The organism is Companilactobacillus kedongensis, assembly GCF_003946625.1.
In the GTDB taxonomy this organism is placed as follows: domain Bacteria; phylum Bacillota; class Bacilli; order Lactobacillales; family Lactobacillaceae; genus Companilactobacillus; species Companilactobacillus kedongensis.
In genome coordinates, this window is record NZ_RHOR01000012.1 from 1 (window position 1) to 19,304 (window position 19,304).

At 35.0% G+C, this 19,304-nt stretch carries 16 protein-coding genes; all 16 read right to left on the bottom strand.

Translation table 11 applies throughout. The annotated features are described in order from the left end of the window. Nucleotides 1–867 (bottom strand): SLAP domain-containing protein (locus EKM60_RS07620; RefSeq protein ID WP_191988847.1); only part of this gene is annotated, 867 nt, incomplete at its 3' end. A 240-nt stretch (nucleotides 868–1,107) separates the two neighbouring features. Next, the gene (locus tag EKM60_RS07625; protein ID WP_125714101.1) at nucleotides 1,108–2,475 is read right to left on the bottom strand and encodes a YgdI/YgdR family lipoprotein; all 1,368 of its coding nucleotides are present in this window, start codon (nucleotides 2,473–2,475) and stop codon (nucleotides 1,108–1,110) included. Nucleotides 2,476–2,493: 18 nt separating this feature from the next. Beyond that, nucleotides 2,494–3,840 (bottom strand): hypothetical protein, encoded by a 1,347-nt coding sequence (locus tag EKM60_RS07630; RefSeq protein ID WP_125714103.1) that lies wholly within the window; start codon nucleotides 3,838–3,840, stop codon nucleotides 2,494–2,496. A 126-nt stretch (nucleotides 3,841–3,966) separates the two neighbouring features. Then, a complete protein-coding gene (locus EKM60_RS07635; protein ID WP_125714105.1) occupies nucleotides 3,967–6,303 on the bottom strand; it encodes an L-type lectin family protein in 2,337 nt (778 codons plus the stop codon). Between the two features lie 125 nt (nucleotides 6,304–6,428). After that, nucleotides 6,429–7,676 carry a peptidase T gene (pepT, locus tag EKM60_RS07640; RefSeq protein ID WP_125714107.1) on the bottom strand — a complete coding sequence of 416 codons (1,248 nt, stop codon included), beginning with the start codon at nucleotides 7,674–7,676 and terminating at the stop codon, nucleotides 6,429–6,431. Between the two features lie 12 nt (nucleotides 7,677–7,688). After that, the gene (locus EKM60_RS07645; protein WP_125714110.1) at nucleotides 7,689–8,486 is read right to left on the bottom strand and encodes a Nif3-like dinuclear metal center hexameric protein; all 798 of its coding nucleotides are present in this window, start codon (nucleotides 8,484–8,486) and stop codon (nucleotides 7,689–7,691) included. Continuing rightward, complete coding sequence (locus tag EKM60_RS07650) at nucleotides 8,486–9,175, bottom strand: tRNA (adenine(22)-N(1))-methyltransferase (RefSeq protein ID WP_125714112.1); 690 nt, start codon at nucleotides 9,173–9,175, stop codon at nucleotides 8,486–8,488. The genes EKM60_RS07645 and EKM60_RS07650 overlap by 1 nt, the downstream gene beginning before the upstream one ends. Before the next feature lie 8 nt (nucleotides 9,176–9,183). After that, nucleotides 9,184–10,380: an SAM-dependent methyltransferase gene (locus EKM60_RS07655; protein WP_125714113.1), complete on the bottom strand. Its 1,197-nt coding sequence runs from the start codon at nucleotides 10,378–10,380 to the stop codon at nucleotides 9,184–9,186. 124 nt (nucleotides 10,381–10,504) lie between these two features. Next, complete coding sequence (rpoD, locus tag EKM60_RS07660; RefSeq protein ID WP_125714115.1) at nucleotides 10,505–11,626, bottom strand: RNA polymerase sigma factor RpoD; 1,122 nt, start codon at nucleotides 11,624–11,626, stop codon at nucleotides 10,505–10,507. A 21-nt stretch (nucleotides 11,627–11,647) separates the two neighbouring features. Then, a complete protein-coding gene (gene dnaG / locus EKM60_RS07665; RefSeq protein ID WP_125714118.1) occupies nucleotides 11,648–13,468 on the bottom strand; it encodes a DNA primase in 1,821 nt (606 codons plus the stop codon). Nucleotides 13,469–13,549: 81 nt separating this feature from the next. Beyond that, entirely contained in the window at nucleotides 13,550–15,616 is a 2,067-nt protein-coding gene (gene glyS, locus EKM60_RS07670) for a glycine--tRNA ligase subunit beta (protein ID WP_125714120.1), read from the bottom strand. Next, complete coding sequence (glyQ, locus tag EKM60_RS07675) at nucleotides 15,609–16,517, bottom strand: glycine--tRNA ligase subunit alpha (RefSeq protein WP_125714122.1); 909 nt, start codon at nucleotides 16,515–16,517, stop codon at nucleotides 15,609–15,611. The genes glyS and glyQ overlap by 8 nt, the downstream gene beginning before the upstream one ends. Before the next feature lie 223 nt (nucleotides 16,518–16,740). Continuing rightward, on the bottom strand, nucleotides 16,741–17,496 hold the full coding sequence (gene recO / locus EKM60_RS07680; protein WP_125714124.1) for a DNA repair protein RecO: 756 nt from the start codon (nucleotides 17,494–17,496) through the stop codon (nucleotides 16,741–16,743). Further along, complete coding sequence (era, locus tag EKM60_RS07685; RefSeq protein ID WP_125714126.1) at nucleotides 17,496–18,404, bottom strand: GTPase Era; 909 nt, start codon at nucleotides 18,402–18,404, stop codon at nucleotides 17,496–17,498. The genes recO and era overlap by 1 nt, the downstream gene beginning before the upstream one ends. Nucleotide 18,405: 1 nt before the next feature. Further along, the gene (locus tag EKM60_RS07690; protein ID WP_125714128.1) at nucleotides 18,406–18,807 is read right to left on the bottom strand and encodes a cytidine deaminase; all 402 of its coding nucleotides are present in this window, start codon (nucleotides 18,805–18,807) and stop codon (nucleotides 18,406–18,408) included. 12 nt (nucleotides 18,808–18,819) lie between these two features. After that, complete coding sequence (gene ybeY, locus EKM60_RS07695; protein ID WP_125714130.1) at nucleotides 18,820–19,290, bottom strand: rRNA maturation RNase YbeY; 471 nt, start codon at nucleotides 19,288–19,290, stop codon at nucleotides 18,820–18,822. Nucleotides 19,291–19,304 lie beyond the last annotated feature (14 nt).

The following is a 19,304-nucleotide window of genomic DNA, read 5'->3' on the forward strand; positions in this document are numbered from 1 at the left end:
TTCTGATCCTTTTGGTGTTAAATCATCACCGTTTGCTGTGTATGTATCTCCAACTTTTTGAGCACTAACTGTCTTAGATGGTGCTAACTCTTTTGTATTATCAGATGCATCTACATATTTAATTGTTACATCTGCATTTTGTTCAGTAGGTGTAGTAGTACCGCCACCATTATTATCACTTGATCCATTGTTGTTATTATCAACATCTGTATCAGTATCTGGTAGTGGTTCAGCGTCTGGATCATTTGCAATATATGTCTTATCTGAACGTGAAGTTTCGGAAATCAAGTTTGAATCGGCTGCTTTTACCCATTCGTCTGTTGAAACACGATAATAGGTGACACCATCAACAGTTACTTTAGTATCCGTCTTCCAATCAGTATTGGCTGCTAAAGCACGGTTCGAAATCGGCTTAGCTCCATCTAATGGATTACTAAATAATCGAGTATTGTTACCAACGTGAATAACTCCAGTTAAATCTTGTTTGGAGGTTTCATCTTGGAGGTCCATTTGTTTGATATTAGCATATTCATTTGTACTTACTTTAACGTATGTTTGACCATCAACACCGACAACGGCCTTATCTGTCTTCCAAGCAGTTCCGCTTTGAAGACCTCTGTTTGATCTGTGAATATTCTTTGTAGTTACACTATTCCACAATGGAATTGAGCTACCTTTTTGAGCATTAACGACGGCAACATTATTAACGGCAGAAGCATCTGCTGTTTGTTGTCCTAAAATCGATACTCCAAATAATGTCACAAAAGTCAATCCAACAGCGATCCATCCTTTTTTACCGTGTACCAACTTAACTCGATAAGTTTTCTCCTCTAAAGCTTTTTCTAAACGTTTTCTCTTAAAATCCATTCTTCACTCGTCCCCTCGAATATATATTTTTAAAGGTTGAAACATTGATTTAATATATTAAAACTTCTGTTTCTTGCCTTTCTTATATTCGAAGTATATAACATCATTATTAAAAATTGAAGGCCTTTTCACCAAAAATACGTATTATTTTACATATATCTATCTTTTTAACGTATTTTCTTAACTAAAATTAATAAAAAAATGATTTAATCCCGTTAAAAGGACTAAATCATTTTTTTATTAATTATTTGCGTAATCTTTATATGCTTGTGTTAAATCAGGATCTTTCATAATTATATGACCATTATAAATAGTTCCATCCAGAGCAATTCCGACATTTCTACCAACATCAGATTCTTCATTACCTTCTTCAGCTACTGAATAATACAATCTATAGACCATCGGTGTAGCAGTTTTTTCTCCACCAGCTTCTTCGGCAACTGGTAATGTTGCACCATCCCCAGCTTCCAAAACATGGAAATTATGCATTTCTTCATCTTGTTGATAGTATTCAGTCACCCAATCAGCAAAATCTTCTTTGGTTGGGAAAACTTCTTTAACTGATCTGCCTTCACTATCAGAACTTGATTCTTTATGCATCTGAGAATTGAAACTTGATACGGAATAGCTATTCAAATAGTCATCGTACTTAGGCAGACTTTGCGAAGCATCATCGGGATAGTTATCTTCCATTTTCCAACTTGAAAATACACTGCTTAACAATGTTAAGACATTATGATTATATTTCAATCTCAATGTTGTTCCGGCTAATGGACTACCAGATTTTTGATACTCAAATCCTCCCAAACTCATCAAGTTACCATAATAAGCATTGGATTGCTCGGATACTTTCAAAGTCATGATGTGACTATTTGAATTATACGAGTATGTTCCTTCAAATACTGCCATTACAGCAGAATTTTTATTTGTATTTTTAGCATCCTGATATCCGTAACGCCAAATATATTTGCTACCCTTAAAAGCAATCGCATTCATTGGTGTATCCATACCATTAGAAGTAAATCCATGATTTGAAAACTTACTATAGGCATTATCGTATTTATTCTTTTCATTCTGATAATGCTTATTATATTTGACAGTTTGTCTATCTGTCGGATATAGTTTGACGTTATTTACTGTTCCCAACAAGTAGGTCTTCTTATTCTCGATCTTAATTGGATGGTTCTCCGCAGCATTCAAAGTGCCACCTTCCCTTTGAACAATACTGATCGGTGCCATCCCCTCTGACAGGTCAGAATCATTATTGAAACGTTCTTCAGTAACATTATCAATATTCATAGTAATATTACCGTTTGTAGCAATAGTATAGGTTCCCTTTTCGGTAAATCGTCCCGCAAACCCTTTGGAACTGATAATATCCTGAACAAAACTACCATCTTTTCCAAAATACATTGAGTATTTGTAATCTGGATCTTTGGCAGTGCCATTTCCATGATGAATGCCCTTAAAATTATGGCCCTTGATCACGATTTCTTTATTAGATTTATTATTACTTTTCGTACTGGTTGTTGAATTATTACTGCATCCAGCTAGAACTAGCAAAAATAAAGCACTTATCATAACTAGTAAATATTTTTTATATTTCATAATTTCCCCCACTATAACTTATCCGTTGTAATCAGCATAGGCTTGGATCAAATCCTCATCCAAGGTATTGAAATGACCACTGTAAATACTTCCATCAGACGTAATACAGATTGTTCTGCTGACGTCAGGCACACTGTCATCTGATGTTATTGAATAATCGAGACTATATACTACTGGCGTTTCAGTTTGTTCATCATCCAAAGAATCTCTGACGGATACTTTACCACCTTCACTTACGGATAACACTTTAAAATCTGGCTCTTTATCATCAGACAAATAATAATCAGTTACCCAATCGGCAAAATCTTCCTTTGTAGGAAAGGCTTTCTTAACTGGTGAATTATTCTCGTCATCCTTTTCCATTTGTGAATCAAACGTAGCAACAGAATAACTATTTAGATAGTCATCATATTTCGGTTGACTCTGTGAAGCATCCTCTGGATACTCATCTTTCATTCCCCAGCTCTTAAATGAACTATTAACTAAATTAAGAGCATTGTTTCTATATCTCAATTTCAAATTATTTCCAGCTAATGAACTACCAGATTTTTTATATTTAAATCCATTGAGACTCATTAAATTACCATAATAAGATTTTGATTGATCAGATACGTTCAGTGTCAAGATATGATCACTAGAACTATATGAATAAGTTCCCTCAAACACTGCCATGACGGCATTATCCTTATCGGTATTTCTGCCAAGATAACCGTATCTCCAGATAAACTTATTACCCTTAAAGGCAATACCATTCATTGGCGTATCCATCCCGTTTGAAGTAAATCCATGACCTGAGAATTTATTATACGTATTATCATACTTTTTCATTTCACTTTGATAATGCTTTTTATAATTAACCGTCTTAGCATCGGTTGGATATAATTTGACGTTGTTAACTGTCCCCAACAAATAAGTCTTCTTATTATTGATTTTAATCGGATGATCTTCAGCAGCATTCAAAGTACTGCCTTCCCTTTGAACAATGCTCTTTGGCGCGATCCCTCTTGATAAAGAAGAGTCGCTAGTGAATCGTTCCTTAGTGACACTGGCAATATTCATTGTTATATCACCATTTTTAGCAATATTATATGTTCCTCTTTCCGTGAATCTTCCCGCAAATCCCTTGGAACTAATAATATCTTGCACAAAATTACCATCTTTTCCAAAATACATGGAATACTTATAATCTGGATCTTTGGCAGTCCCGTTTCCTTGATGCAATCCTCTAAAATTGTGGCCTTTGATGACAATATTGCCACTTGATTCTTTTACATCACTCAAATCGGCTTTTTTACTACTGCAGCCAGATATCACTAGTAAAAATAAAATGCTTATAATTACTAGAATGTAATTTTTTTGTTTCATATTTCCCCCTCTATAACAAACACAAAAAGACGAATGTATCTGACTGTATTTTTAATATGTCGATTACATTCGTCTTTTTCTATACAAATAAGTATATATCAATATTATTAATTTAGGAAGTTAGGATTAAATATTAGGTATTCCATCAACTAATGACCAAGAAATCGTCCCGGAATAAATTCCAGCTGGATTGTCTTTGTCCAATTTTAAAAGTATTCCACTATCCTTAGTCCACTGGCTAGCAACATCAATTGTTTGAACATCATCTTGATTCTTAATATTACGATAAACTTCTTGTAAACCGGTCAATGGAAAAATCTTTCCTTCAGTACTTCGATAGACCATATTGCCATTTAATATCTGATTATTTACATTATCCTTAAGTACTGTTGCATGTGCCTGTAAAGTCCACCCTAGGCCCGGATCACGCCCATCGATCACCTCGACCTGCCATCCCGATTGCCTTGGAACTATTTCACCAGGATAACTTTTCTTGATATTCTCGAAATAAACATTCTTACCAACCTGACCAAATTCTAAATTACCAGCAACCTTAAATATTATCTTAATATTACTAGTTCGATAACCATTGTTGTCGGTTGCGTAAAGAGTCAATATGTTCTGACCTTTGATCAATTGACTCTTTGGTACGTAGAACGAATACGATGCTTTTGATCCGTTATAACCAGATAGATGAAAATTATTTGTATACGTATTGATTTCGGAGTGTAATTCCACATTACTAGGAGTGATCCAATCACCGTTTGAATACCAAATTTCACCCTTGATCGGTATTTGATCTGGAACTTGGTCCATTGAAGAATATTCAACTACTCCCGATGGATCTGAATTGATCATCATTTTAGGCACATCAATAACAAAAGCCTGATTATCATCATCAATAATAAAATTATCACTCTCAAATTTAACATGGGTCGAAGGAACATTTGTAGCTTTGTCAACCATATTGGCCGTTGCGTGCAATTCAATTTTGGCGGTTTGCATATTATTAGACAACGCTTTTGATAGTACATGTAAAATTTGACTTTTATTATATTGCGTTAGCGGGATATCCTCATGGCTACCATCAGCATAAGTAACGGTTCCAGAAGTATAAGTAACCTGTTCAGGTAAATTCATTTTAGCTAAGATCTGATCCCAATCTTTCGACCCATTTATATAAGTTAAATTATAAATAAAGCTAAGATCATCACCTGCATTGACATGATTGTCAGTCGCCGTAAGAACTTTATTTTTCGTATTATCTTTGATACTGGCAGTTGAATCAGCACTAACAAATGAAGGAATACTTTCAAAAACAATCAGATTATTTTCCATAAATTTACCCGTCGATCCGGTGAAACCCCATCTTAGTTTATTACTACCATTCAATTTAAAATGATCCATATCTAATTTCTGCGACTTAGTGATTGGCTTATTATTGGCCGTTCCGTCAACATTTTTATCATTAAAAAAGTAAGTCAGCGTGCTAGTTGCATGGTCAAACTTTATTGTCATATGATGCCATTTAGCATCTGTAAGAAGTGGTCCTGAAGATGGATCAATACTTGGTTTTTGGTATAAATTATTATGCTTCATCATGTAGTAATATTTAGTTCCTTGATCAGAACCTGATAAAAATGGGAAGTATGTTGCACTAACATCTGGATAATCCATATTAATATGCTGGCCTGATATTTGATCACCTCTAAACACATAATCAAAAGAAACACCTTCCCCACTGATATCTTCATAACGGTTTAATTTATTAAGAAAAGTATCAAACTCAATTGCAAAACTGTTTTGAATCGCTGTCGGTAAAATTTGAGTTGAAGGATCGTTGTTGGGATTATCATTGTCCATATCAGCACCCCATACACCTAGAGTCTGACCGGGCGCAGGTACACCTTTAAATCTAGATATAGCCCTAATACCACCGTATGGATTATTTATATTTTTAGGATCATCTTGAGCATTTTGTAAAACGAATGCCATACCATCTCCTACTTCTAGTGGTTTTGAGGTATCTTTGGGATGACCAAAATAAAGCCACATGGACATAGTCTGATCCTTAGTTATATCTAAATAATTTGATTTATCAATATTACTCCAAATAGATCCCAACTGATAATACCCATGAGTAACTCGAAGTATTCTAGTATGATCATCTGGGTCATTTTCACTTCTTTTAATAACTTTAGATGCGTTCATATTATCTGATGAATTAGGCTTTGAAAATATTCCCTGTTGAAAAGTTGGATCAGAAATATCCATCCCTCTAGGTGCGCTATCTAATGCCTTTTGTAAATCCTCTGGATCATCAGGCTTAGTTTCTGAAGGTAATATATCAGTAACTTCTGCATTTACATTTATGTAATTATTCAAAGAGACAATTAAAGTTATCAAGGCAAATAATGATAATAATATAAACAATAATTTAGATTTTATTTTACTAGTATCCATATATAGCTATCCCCATTAATTAAAATAGTCAAATTAGTTAACTTATTATATCAAATAATAGAGTTTAAATCCAAAGCTAACAAAAAAAGACCGCATCTTTAAAAGATGCAGTCTTGATTAAAAATCTATTTTTTATTGTCATTATTTAGTTTGATGATTTCCAAAACAACATCAACGGCTTTTTCCATTGACTCTTCAGCCACGTACTCAAAGCGTCCATGCATGTTCTCACCACCAGCAAACAAGTTAGGAGTTGGTAATCCCATAAAGGAGATCTTTGATCCATCAGTGCCACCACGAACAGCAGCTTCATCTGGTTCAATATCGAGATTCTTCATAGCATGTTCAGCAATCTTAACTACATCCATATGATCCTTTATAATATCGATCATATTGTAGTATTGATCCTTCATATCAATCTTAACAGTCTCTTCACTATATTTCTTATTCAGATCAGAAACGATTTGATTGACCTTATTCTTACGATCCTCTAAACCTGTACGTTCAAAATCACGAATAATATATGATAAGTCAGTTGCATCAACTGTCCCATTGATTGAAATCAAATGGAAGAATCCTTCACGTCCATCAGTCTTTTCAGGAACTTCATCACTAGGCAAAGCATTTTGGAATTCATTAGCAATACTCATGGAATTGATCATGATTCCTTTAGCAGAACCTGGGTGCACATCCTTACCGGTAATGTGGACCTTCAATCCAGCAGCACTGAAAGTTTCGTACTCTAGTTGACCCACTGGACCACCATCAACAGTATAAGCAAAGTCAGCACCAAAATCTTTAACATCAAACTTATCAGCACCAGTACCGATCTCTTCATCAGGACCAAGACCGATCTTAACTTTACCATGTTTGATTTCAGGATGACCAATCAAATATTCCATAGCAGTAATAATTTCACTGACTCCTGATTTGTCATCAGAACCAAGTAACGTATCACCGCTAGTTGTGATCAATGTTTGACCTGCATAACTATTTAATGAAGGAAAAACTTTAGGATCAAGTGTGTACTTACCTTCGTCATCTAATTTGATTACACTTTTGCCATCATAATTTTCAACGATTTTAGGTTTGATATTTTCTGAATTAAAATCAGCAGTATCAATATGAGAAATTAATCCCAAAACGGGAACATCATAATCTAAGTTTGATGGTAGTTCTGCTGTTAAATAAGAATTTACTGAGCTAATCTTAACATCACTTAATCCAACAGATTTTAATTCTTCTGCCAATTTATTAAGGAAAACGGTTTGTCTTTCTGTTGATGGAATAGTTGTTGAATTCTCATCAGAACGAGTATTTTGCTTAACATATCCCAAAAAACGAGGGATTAACTTTTCGTATTTAATTGCCAATTTGTCCACTTCCTATATAAAATTATATGGTTCTGTGTTCACTTCAGACTGAATAACTTCAATGTCCCATTTATAGGCCTTTTTCCAGTCATTTAACAAACGGGCCATCTTCTCAATAAAGATAACTTCAATATGATGACCAGGATCAACTACATTTAAACCATTTGACATCATGTCATGTGCAGTATGGTAATAAACATCCCCAGTAATAAAGGTATCTGCTCCAGCTTTCAAAACTTCTGGATAGAATTTACCAGCATCTCCACCAATAATAGCAACTTTCTTAACTGGTTGTCCAAGTTCTGACTTCACATAGCGCAAATTAGGTAAGTTATAAACATCACGAACCTTTTTAGCAAAGTCCAACAGATCCATTGGTTCAGCAAGGTCACCCATACGTCCAATTGAATAATCATCGTCAGGATCCAGATAGCGAGTATTTTGCAACTCAAGTTTCTCCATTAGCCAGTCATTCATCCCGCCATGAGCCTTATCCAGATTCGTATGTGCAGAATGAACAGCAATGTTATGTGACAAAAGATCTTGATACATCTTATTTTGAGGTGATGAGAGATCAAGATTTCTCGCAGAATGAAACATTATCGGATGATGTGCCATGATCATATCGACATTTTTATCGATAGCTTCTTCAACCACTCGAGGACGAACATCCAAAGTAGTCATGATTTTATGCACATCTTGACTACGATCTCCAATTTGAAAACCAGTTGGATCTCCGTCTTCTTTGATTGATAATGGTGCAAATTCTTCTACATGATTAATAATATCTTGTACTTTTACTTTGACCATTACAAAATCTCCTCAACATATTTAATATATTGCTGCATTTTGTGAATTTTTTCTGTATCAATTTTTTTGGCATGTTTCATATTAACAACAGCTTTTTGATAACCATTTAGTTTGCGTTGCCACTTATTGATGAAATCAGTTGATTTTTTCTTCATCAAAATAGGACCCATTAAATACTGAGCTTCATTCAACTCTGAAGTATTAGTACTTCTTTGAGCTTTTATGATCTCATAATCATGATGCTCATCTTCTAAAAGATCTTCATCAACTATGGCAAACCCATTTTCAATCAGCCAATGTCTAACCAAAGGTTCTCCAATATTAGGCTGTAAGACCAGCGTCTTAACATTCGACAATTGGTCCTTTGTAGCTCGTGTCAAAATATCACAGATCAAGATGCCACCCATACCTGCAATAACAACTGTATCTATTTTATCCGCTGCTTCAATAACGGCTAAACCATCACCTAAACGGACATCAATTTTTTTACTCAGCCCAAACTTGTCGATATCTGCTTTCGAACGTGACATTGGACCTGGAGCCACTTCCCCAGCAATTGCGTAATCAATCGTATTATTTTCAATCAATTCTACTGGTAAATAAGCGTGATCAGAACCAATATCTGCCACTCGAGCATTTGTGTCGACCATTTTGGCCACAGCTCGTAGTCTGTTTGATAGTAAAGTCACATTAACCTCTATTCCGCAGTCTTACGATCTAAGTCTGTCATATATTCACGTGTCATTGGCAATGAAGAACCACTTGGTCCATTTGTCAATAAGTATTGGATTACATCGATATTACCACTTTGGAACGAAGCAGCACAACCTTGAAGATATAGATCCCACATACGGACAAATCTTTCACCGTACATGTCCTTAACTTTATCTTCAACTTTCAAGAAATTATGACGCCAAATCTCAACAGTCTTTTGATAGTGACGACGTAATGGTTCAATATCGTCAATCTGCAATTTAGCATCCATAATATGGCCAATATTTTCTTTAATATCAGGGATATAACCACCTGGGAAAATATACTTAACAAGCCATGGATCGACACCTAGACCTTCGTGTTGACCAGTAATACCGTGGATCAAAGCAGTACCATTTGGCTTGAGCATCTTCTTAACAGTCTTGAAGTATCCTTCCAAATGAGTCTCACCAACGTGTTCAAACATACCAACAGAAACAACATGATCAAATTTTTCATTGATTTCACGATAGTCTTCAAGAATAACTTCCATTTGATCAGTTAAGTTTTCTTCTTCGATCTTATTATTAACATAGTCGTATTGTTCTTGACTAAGAGTAACACCCTTAGCTTTTAGACCGTATTCTTTAGCGGCAGTGAACATCATTGTTCCCCAACCGCAACCGATATCGATAATGCTTTCACCTGGTTTAGTATTTAGCTTATTCAAAATATGATGAACTTTGTTCATTTGTGCTTGTTCCAAAGTATCTTCTGGTGTACGGAAATAAGCACATGAATATGTCATTGTGTCATCAAGCCATAACTTATAAAAGTCATTACCGATGTCATAATGTTCTTGAACTTCTTTTTTATTGTTCTCTTCACTGTGACTGAACTTAGGAACAAATTTCTTTAATTTTAGACTCGACATAAAACTATCCGATTGTGTGTAAGCAGATGTGATAAGTTTTTGAATCGAACCTTCGATCTCAATATCCTTATCCATATAGGCTTCACCTAAAGTAAGTGTGGCATGTTTAACAACTTCGGAAATTGCAACTTTATTATTGAACTTAATTGTTATGTCAGACTTTCCTTCTGGTCCATAGTTTTTTTCTTTTTCATCCCAAAAAATAACCTTGATTGGAATTGTGAACGAATGTGAAAAAATCTCGTCATAAATCTTTTTATCTAGCATATAAACCCTCCAAAAAGTAGATATATTAATGTTAACGCAACTTGTGAAAAAACATAACTATTTAATTTGATTATTTCAGAAAAAACAAAAAGAACAGCAATTTTATACTGTTCTTCTCTAATACTTATTCTAAAAAGTCTTTTAATTGTTTTGATCTTGATGGGTGACGCAATTTTCTAAGAGCTTTGGCTTCAATTTGACGAATTCTCTCACGAGTAACACCAAATACTTTACCAACTTCTTCTAGAGTTCTTGTTCTACCATCATCCAAACCAAAACGTAAACGAAGTACATTTTCTTCACGATCTGTCAAAGTATCCAAGACGTTTTCGAGTTGTTCCTTTAATAGTTCGTAAGATGCATGATCCTCAGGACTTGTTGCATCAGAATCTTCAATGAAGTCACCAAGATGGGAGTCGTCCTCTTCACCGATAGGTGTTTCCAATGAAACTGGTTCTTGAGCAATCTTTAGAATATCACGAACCTTGCCAGTTGCCATATCCATTTCGGCACCAATTTCTTCTGGTAATGGCTCACGGCCAAGATCTTGAAGTAATTGACGTTGAATTCTGATCAATTTGTTGATAGTTTCAACCATATGAACAGGGATACGAATGGTTCTAGCTTGGTCAGCAATGGCACGCGTAATAGCCTGTCTGATCCACCAAGTTGCATATGTTGAGAATTTAAATCCTAAACGATAATCAAATTTCTCAACGGCCTTCATCAGACCCATGTTTCCTTCTTGGATCAAATCAAGGAATTGCATACCACGTCCGACATAACGTTTAGCGATTGAAACAACCAAACGCAAGTTAGCTTCAGCAAGTCTTTGTTTAGCTTCTTCATCACCTTGTTCGATCTTCAAAGCCAAATCAACTTCTTGTTGAGCATTAAGTAGAGGAACACGACCAATTTCCTTTAAGTACATACGAACTGGATCGTTAACCTTGATATCAGTTGCAGCTGCTGTATCTTTCTTTGCTTTCTTGGCACTCTTAGCACTCTTCTCTTCTTTTAGAAGTGAAAGTTTACTTGGGTTACCCTTTTCGTCAACAACACCGATACCTTGGTCTTCTAATTCCTCAATAAAAGTATTTAGTGCATCACCCTTTAATTTATATGGTGTAATAATTTTTTCTGTTAGATCAGTTTCAGTGATCTTACCAGTTTTCTTTAAATCTTTAACAAGCTTCTTTGTAGCACTTTTAAGTTCTTTTGATACTGTTGTTTTTTTAGTTGCCATATATTTTCCTCCAGTATGCTTTTAATTACCGGTTAACAATTTTCTTAATTTAATTAATTTCATTGTTAGCTCTAATTGTAATTTATTGTCACCTACCATTGCCGCTTGCTTAAGTTGTTGATTGATATCTGATACCTGAGTTTCCAAACCTGAATTGTTGATATTGGAAATATAATCATCAATCTCTTGTTCAGTGTATTCATCAGGCATCTTCATCATCACTAATTCAGCCAAAAGGTTCTTGCCGTCATTATCCAATCCATTCATAAAGTCAGACATTTGCGTATTATCACTAATATCACCAAAGGCCAGCAAAGACTCATAGAGTCGCTGATACTTTTCATGAACAAACTGAAAATTATTTCCCTTCAGTCTGGCCTTCAATTCCGGAAAACTGAGTGTCCAATACAAAAGACATCGCTCTGATTTCTCAATACGATCAATTTTGTTTGGAGCGACAGTCGCAGTTTCTCTTTCAAGTGTCGTCACTTGCACATTTTGATAATTATTAGCTGGTTGCTTAATAGCATTACTACGTCTCAAAGTATCCAGCTCTTTATTGATGGACTCTTTAGAAACGTTCATTTCATCAGCAACACGTCCGACATACATATCGATCTCAACTGGTGAACTTAATTTGACGATTTCTTGGAGTGATTGATTCAAGAACTTCAACTGATCATGTTCATTATTAAGATTATAGTGTCGGCGGAAATAATTAAGAATGAATGAAATAGGTGTCTGCACACCATTTTTGACTAAACTATTAAACTTATCCGAACCTTCACTTCTAATGAATTCATCAGGATCCTTTTGATCGGGAACACTGATAACTCCATAGGTGAAACGTTCATCATTAAGCTGTGTTAACGCTCGATATGTTGCCTCAACACCAGGATCATCTCCATCGTAACAAATATTAATTTGATTAGTCAGTCTACTCAATGTATAGAGCTGCTGATCAGTCAAACTAGTACCCATTGATGCAACACCATTGGTAACACCAGACTTATAAGCACTCAAAACATCCATAAAACCTTCAAATAAAATAACATTCTGATTATAGCGAATACTTTTTTTAGCATTGCTTAAATTAAACAGGACTTTACTTTTACTGAAAATCTCAGTTTCTGGACTATTCATATACTTTGCGGTGCTAGCAGTTTTATCTAAAATTCTACCGGAAAATGCCACGATATTCCCGGCCTCATCAGTTATGGGAACCATTACTCGATCTCTAAAACGATCGAATAGTTCACCATCTTGGTTTTCTGCAAACAAACCAGATTTTCTTAAAATATCTTCACTGATCGAACGATCTTTAAAGAATTGTAAGAGCAAGTCTGAATTATTTGGTGCATAACCAAGACTGAAGGTGCTGATCAAATCATTATCAATATCACGTTTATTGAGGTATTTCAAAGCTTGACTACCATTTTCTGTTTTTAGCAAAATATGATTATATAGCTTCGCTGTTTCCTCATACATTTTCAGTAAAGTTCTACTATCTGAATTCTGATAATTAGTATTTTCGGTTTGGTAACTATCGGGAATAGGAATATTCCCCATCTTAGCCACTTCAACTACGGCTTCTGGGAAAGTCTTACTCTCCATTTCCATAATGAATTTATAAACATTTCCTCCACGACCACAACTGAAACAGTGAAAAAATTGTTTTTCTTCGGTAACGGTAAAAGATGGTGTTCTTTCCTCATGGAAAGGGCATAAACCAACAAAGTTCTTACCGGCTTTCCTGAGTTGAACATACTTACTTAAAACATCAACGATGTTTGTCTTCGAGGTAACTTCATCTATAAATTCCTGTGGAATTCGAGTTGCCATGGCTGTCACCTCCTCAAAATGTTTATAAAAACAGTGAACTAAAGGTTAACACACGGATTTATAAAATACAAATAATTAACTTTACTTAACTACAATTTTAGATAAGTTTCCTAATTTTGCAATTAAATTGTTTGCAATAACTAATTGAGTAAGACGATTTGTTTTAACGGCTTCATCTTTGGCCATGATCATATTTTCATCAAAGTAACTGTCGATTACTGGTTTTAGACTAGCTAATGCAGTATACAACTTTTCAGCATCTTTAGTATCAGAGACGCTTATAGCTTCAACTGCTTCTTTTAATTTGTTTTCTGATGGATTTTCAAACAATTCAGTATTGACACTTAACTCACTACTGAATTTGAAATCAGCTTTTTGAGATAAGTTTACAATTCTACTCAAAGCTTCAATAACTTGTTTAAAGTCGTCATCTTCAACATGCTTTTGCAGAACCTTAGCTGTATTGATCATAGCAATTGGATCAACAATTGAAGTTTCACTAACTGCATCAATAATATCATTTCTAAGATCAACTGTATTAAGCAATTGACGAACACGATCGATCATGAAGTCAGTAAATTCAGTTTGATTATTAGATAGGTCAAGTCCTTCTTTAACCTTGATATCTGCAAGAAAGGCTTGAAGATCGTTGATATTTAATGACCATTGATTTTGGTCAAGAATTCTTACGATACCATAGGCTTGTCTTCTCAAAGCGTATGGATCATTTGAACCACTTGGAATAAGGTCAACTGCATAAAATGTCTTTAGTGAATCGATCTTATCAGCAATAGCTAATGTAGCTCCGACCTTTGTCTTAGGCAAATCGCCTTCAGCAGAGATTGGCATGTAGTGTTCACTGACAGCCTTAGCAACACCATCAGTTTCACCCATTATGCTGGCATACTTTTCACCCATAACACCTTGAAGTTCTGGGAATTCATCAACCATATTTGTAACCAAGTCAAATTTATAAATATCACTGGCACGTAATAAGTCTTTTGTCTCTTGATCATTTAGATTGAATAATTTAGCTAGATGTTCTGAAATAGCATGAACACGTTGCATCTTTTCAAACATTGTACCGATCTTAACGTGGAAGTTAACTGATTTAAGTTTTTCAACGTAATCAGCAATCGTCTTCTTTTGATCTTCTTTAAAGAAGAAGTCAGCATCTTCAAGACGAGCAACCAAGACCTTTTCGTTACCTTGGATAACATTTTCGATATGCTCAGTATTACCATTTCTAACACCGATAAAGTATGGTTCCAAAGAGCCTTTTTGATTTCTAACGTAGAAATATCTTTGATTATCCTTCATTGAAGTAATTAAAACTTCTTCGGGGATCTCTAAGTATTTTTTATCAAATGAACCATAGAATGTTGTTGGATATTCAACTAGATTATTAACTTCTTCAAGAAGATCACTATCTACATCAATTACCCAATTATTGTCGTCAGCAATTTTTTTGATTTGATCACTGATGATATTCTTACGTTCTTTAGCATCCACTAAAACAAATTGTGAGCGTAATTTTTCAACATAATTGTCAGCATTATCGATTTCTACATCTTTTCCTAAGAAACGATGTCCGCGACTGATACGACCTGATTCAACATCCAAGATCTTTAATGGAACTTCTTCATCACCAAGTAATGAAACTAACCAATGAATTGGACGGATATATTCAAAGTCATATGAACCCCAGCGCATTCTTGTTGGGAAAGTAATTGATTCGATCACATCAACCATATTTCCCAAAATTTCACTAGCTGATTTACCAGCCTCATGTTTTTGAATATAAACATATTCAACGCCTTTTAATTCTTCAAAGAAAATGTCATCAACAGTCATCTTTTGACCACGAGCAAATCCTTGAGCAGCTTTTGTCCAATTGCCATCAGCATCTTTAGCGATTTTCTTTGCAGGTCCCTTAGCTTTAACATCAATATCTTCTTGCTTATCAGCAACATCTTTAATGAGGATAGCTAAACGTCTTGGAGTTGAATACTTTTCAATAGTAGAGAAAGATAGACGATTATCTTTTAAAAACTTAGCTGTCTTTTGTGCTAGTTGATTCTCACTCTTTGTAACAACATGAGCGGGCATTTCTTCTAGCCCAATTTCTAATAAGTAATTTTTAGTCATTTTCTTTCTCCTTTGCTTCACTGTTAGCCAATAATGGGAAACCTAACTTCTTACGTTCTTCAACGAAAGCTTTGGCAACCTTGTGGGCCATTTTTCTGATTCTTGACAAGAAAGCGGCTCTTTCAGTAACAGAAACAGCACCTCTGGCATCTAGCAAGTTAAATGTGTGGCTACACTTCAAAATATAATCATAAGCTGGATGAACTAATCCTAGATCCATCAAACGATTAGCTTCTTTTTCATATGCATTAAAGAATTTGAACAACATATCTTGGTTACTTTCTTCAAATGAATATTTTGAATGTTCATATTCAGGTTCCTTGAAGATATCACCATATAATACTCCGTCGCCCCATTCTAGATCGTAAACAGAATTAACATCTTGAATATATGAAGCTAAACGTTCAACACCATATGTGATTTCGCTTGTTACAGGATGAACTTGAAGTCCACCGACTTGTTGGAAGTATGTAAATTGTGTAACTTCCATACCATCAAGCCATACTTCCCAACCAACACCGGCACAACCCATTGATGGGTTTTCCCAGTTATCTTCAACGAAACGAATATCATGTTCCAAAGGTTCAATGCCCAAGGCACGTAATGAATCCAAATAATATTCTTGAATATCTTTTGGAGCAGGTTTCATTACTACTTGAAATTGATGATGTTGATACAAACGGTTAGGATTTTCACCATAACGACCATCAGCTGGACGTCTTGATGGTTCAACATATGCAGCATTCCAAGGTTCAGGACCGATAGCACGTAAGAAGGTATACGGACTCATTGTTCCGGCACCCTTTTCGGTATCATAGGCTTGCATTAACATACAACCCTTTTCACTCCAAAATCTTTGCAATGTCAAAATCATATTTTGTACATCTAACTTTTTATCCATTACTTTCTCCTCTCAGATGGACACAAAAAAGACCCTTGCAGGTATACTAAATACATGCAAGGGACGATTAATCGCGGTTCCACCCTTATTCAGGACCAAAGTCCTGCACTTTTATATATAAAAATTAAGTTGTTCAGCCATGAAACTATTGCGGATTTCACCATCCCGCATCTCTGTCTATACACATTAGATAATAACTATTATTACATAAATTGTCAATTAACTAAATGTGCCAAGTATGCATATTATCAATAAAAGTTTTACTTTTTGGATATGATCCCACTGAACCGATATAAATTGAATCAATTGCATGCTGAATCAAGTCCTTATTACTGTCCTTTAAATTGATACTACTGATTTGATCTAACGATATTTTACTGAATAATCTTAGAAAATAAATCGTTCTTTCTGACAAATGCAATCGATGGACATCTTGATTAAAGTGTTTTGAACACAGCAAACCACCTAAGATCACTGAAAAGTCAAAGCGCGCATTTTTCTCTCCGCCAACAACACATGAATCCATATTTGGTTCAACACCAAAGACCTTTAAGAGATGCATTTGCAAAATATTTACAACAATTTGTGCATCGTATCCATTGTCAATATATAACAGCGCCTTAAACAGTTCTTTGTACCATTCATCAGGAATAACTTCATTCAAAAAAGCATTAGACATCAAATCAAATAAAAATGTTGCATAAGCATTCAATTCAATATCTTGGATTATTTCGTCAAACTGCTTCACATTACTTGCAGAGTTCAAATACGATAACCCCTCATCTTTAACTAATCCAGAATAGTCACCATAAGAAAATGGGATCACTGAACCAGATATCTTCGACTTAGGACCTTGAGTACCACGAACTAAGAATGTTTTGAAACCATACTCTTTAGTTAGAATAGTCACCAAAGCATCTTTTTCTCGATAACGCTGTCTTTTAACAACGATCCCAAAAAAGTTGGATGGTACCTTCATTAGTTAATATCCTTTACCGCATAACCAGCACGAGACAAGAACAATGCATCATCACGCCAATTTTTCTTAACTTTGACCCACAACTTCAAATTGATTTTCTCACCTAGTAAGTGTTCAATCTTAATTCTTGAACCGATACCGATATTTTTCAACATGCTGGCACCTTTACCGATAACGATTTTCTTTTGTGTATCACGTTCAACATAGATAGTTGCCTCAACTTGCAACTTACCTCTTTCACTACGTTGGTTCATGGAATCAACAATAACGGCAACTGAATGAGGAATCTCGTCATGTGTATCTTGAAGGATCTTTTCACGGATCAACTCACCAACAATAAAATATTCAGGGTGATCAGTGATTTGATCATCATCATAATATTGTGGTCCTAATGGTAACGCTTTAGTTAATGAATCAATTAAATCTTCAACATTATTTCCATTAGTGGCGGAGATCGGAATAACCTCAGAGAAATCCATTAAATCCTTGTATTCATTAATTTGTGGTGCCATTTCATCTGGATTGATCAAATCAATCTTATTAAGGATCAAGAAAACTGGAGCCTTAACTTTTTTTAGTTCATCAATGATAAATTTATCACCAGGTCCAGCACTTTGTCCGGCTTCAGTCATAAATAATACCGCATCTACTTCACGTAATGCTGAAATAGCAGCCTTATCCATGTATTGATCCAAACCATTATGAGGTTTGTGAATACCGGGTGTATCCAAAAAGATGATTTGACGCTCATCATCAGTATAGATACCTTGAATCTTATTTCTAGTTGTTTGAGCTTTTGGTGAAGTAATAGCTACCTGCTCTTTAATAATACGATTCATAAAAGTCGATTTACCAACATTTGGTCGACCAACGATCGCTACAAAACCTGAACGAAAATTTTTATCCATATTAATCCATATCCTTATCGCTAAAAGCTAGCGGCAAAATTTCTTTAAATTTGTATTCCTTAAAATCATTACTATTGTTAGACAAGAAAACTGGTGCTGATCCACCCATGAATTCACTCATAACTTGACGACAAGCACCACAAGGTTTTGACATCTCAGAAGTTCCATTAACAACAATGAGTGCTTCTATTTTACGAACTCCTTCAGAGACAGCTTTGAAAATAGCCGTCCTTTCAGCACAATTTGTAAGTCCATAAGAAGCATTTTCAATATTAACACCAGAATAGATCTTACCATTATCGGCAACCAATGCGGCCCCAACTGTATAGTGAGAATAAGGTGTATAAGCATTTTCCATAGCTTTTATTGCAACATCGAATAACTCTTTTTCGTTAATTTCCACTGGGTAGACTCCTTATTTTTCTAGGCCATAGGCACTAAGAATTTTTTCTTGTAGACCGATCATAACCTTTTCATCTTCTGGCTTAATGTGATCATAACCATTTAGATGTAGGATACCGTGAACGATCGTATAGCCAAGTTCGCGATCAAATGAGTGCTCATAGTCCTTCGCATGTTCATCAACAATTTCTACACTGATAAACAAGTCACCCAAATCAACTGGCAAATCCGGGATTTGACTCTCAAGATAATCTAATGACTCTTCACCATCATTAATTGCAAAACTGATAACATCAGTTGCACGATCAACATCACGATATTCCTTATTGATTTTATGGATCTTATCTTTTGTTACAAAGTGAATGGAAAGCTGCGTATTATCCTTCAATTCTAAATCGTTAAAAGTAAATTTAACTAGGTCTTCGACCCAATCTTCGCGTTTTTGATCAATTAATTTATCATCGTTAAAAATTTCTAAATCCATTTTTATCCCCGTAT

Excerpts from the sequence above, each read along its gene's own strand:
- EKM60_RS07625 (WP_125714101.1), bottom strand. The coding sequence starts at position 2,475 with ATGAAATATAAAAAATATTTACTAGTTATGATAAGTGCTTTATTTTTG.
- EKM60_RS07630 (WP_125714103.1), bottom strand. The coding sequence starts at position 3,840 with ATGAAACAAAAAAATTACATTCTAGTAATTATAAGCATTTTATTTTTA.
- EKM60_RS07635 (WP_125714105.1), bottom strand. The coding sequence starts at position 6,303 with ATGGATACTAGTAAAATAAAATCTAAATTATTGTTTATATTATTATCA.
- EKM60_RS07645 (WP_125714110.1), bottom strand. The coding sequence starts at position 8,486 with ATGGTCAAAGTAAAAGTACAAGATATTATTAATCATGTAGAAGAATTT.
- EKM60_RS07655 (WP_125714113.1), bottom strand. The coding sequence starts at position 10,380 with ATGCTAGATAAAAAGATTTATGACGAGATTTTTTCACATTCGTTCACA.
- rpoD (WP_125714115.1), bottom strand. The coding sequence starts at position 11,626 with ATGGCAACTAAAAAAACAACAGTATCAAAAGAACTTAAAAGTGCTACA.
- dnaG (WP_125714118.1), bottom strand. The coding sequence starts at position 13,468 with ATGGCAACTCGAATTCCACAGGAATTTATAGATGAAGTTACCTCGAAG.
- glyS (WP_125714120.1), bottom strand. The coding sequence starts at position 15,616 with ATGACTAAAAATTACTTATTAGAAATTGGGCTAGAAGAAATGCCCGCT.
- glyQ (WP_125714122.1), bottom strand. The coding sequence starts at position 16,517 with ATGGATAAAAAGTTAGATGTACAAAATATGATTTTGACATTGCAAAGA.
- recO (WP_125714124.1), bottom strand. The coding sequence starts at position 17,496 with ATGAAGGTACCATCCAACTTTTTTGGGATCGTTGTTAAAAGACAGCGT.
- era (WP_125714126.1), bottom strand. The coding sequence starts at position 18,404 with ATGGATAAAAATTTTCGTTCAGGTTTTGTAGCGATCGTTGGTCGACCA.
- ybeY (WP_125714130.1), bottom strand. The coding sequence starts at position 19,290 with ATGGATTTAGAAATTTTTAACGATGATAAATTAATTGATCAAAAACGC.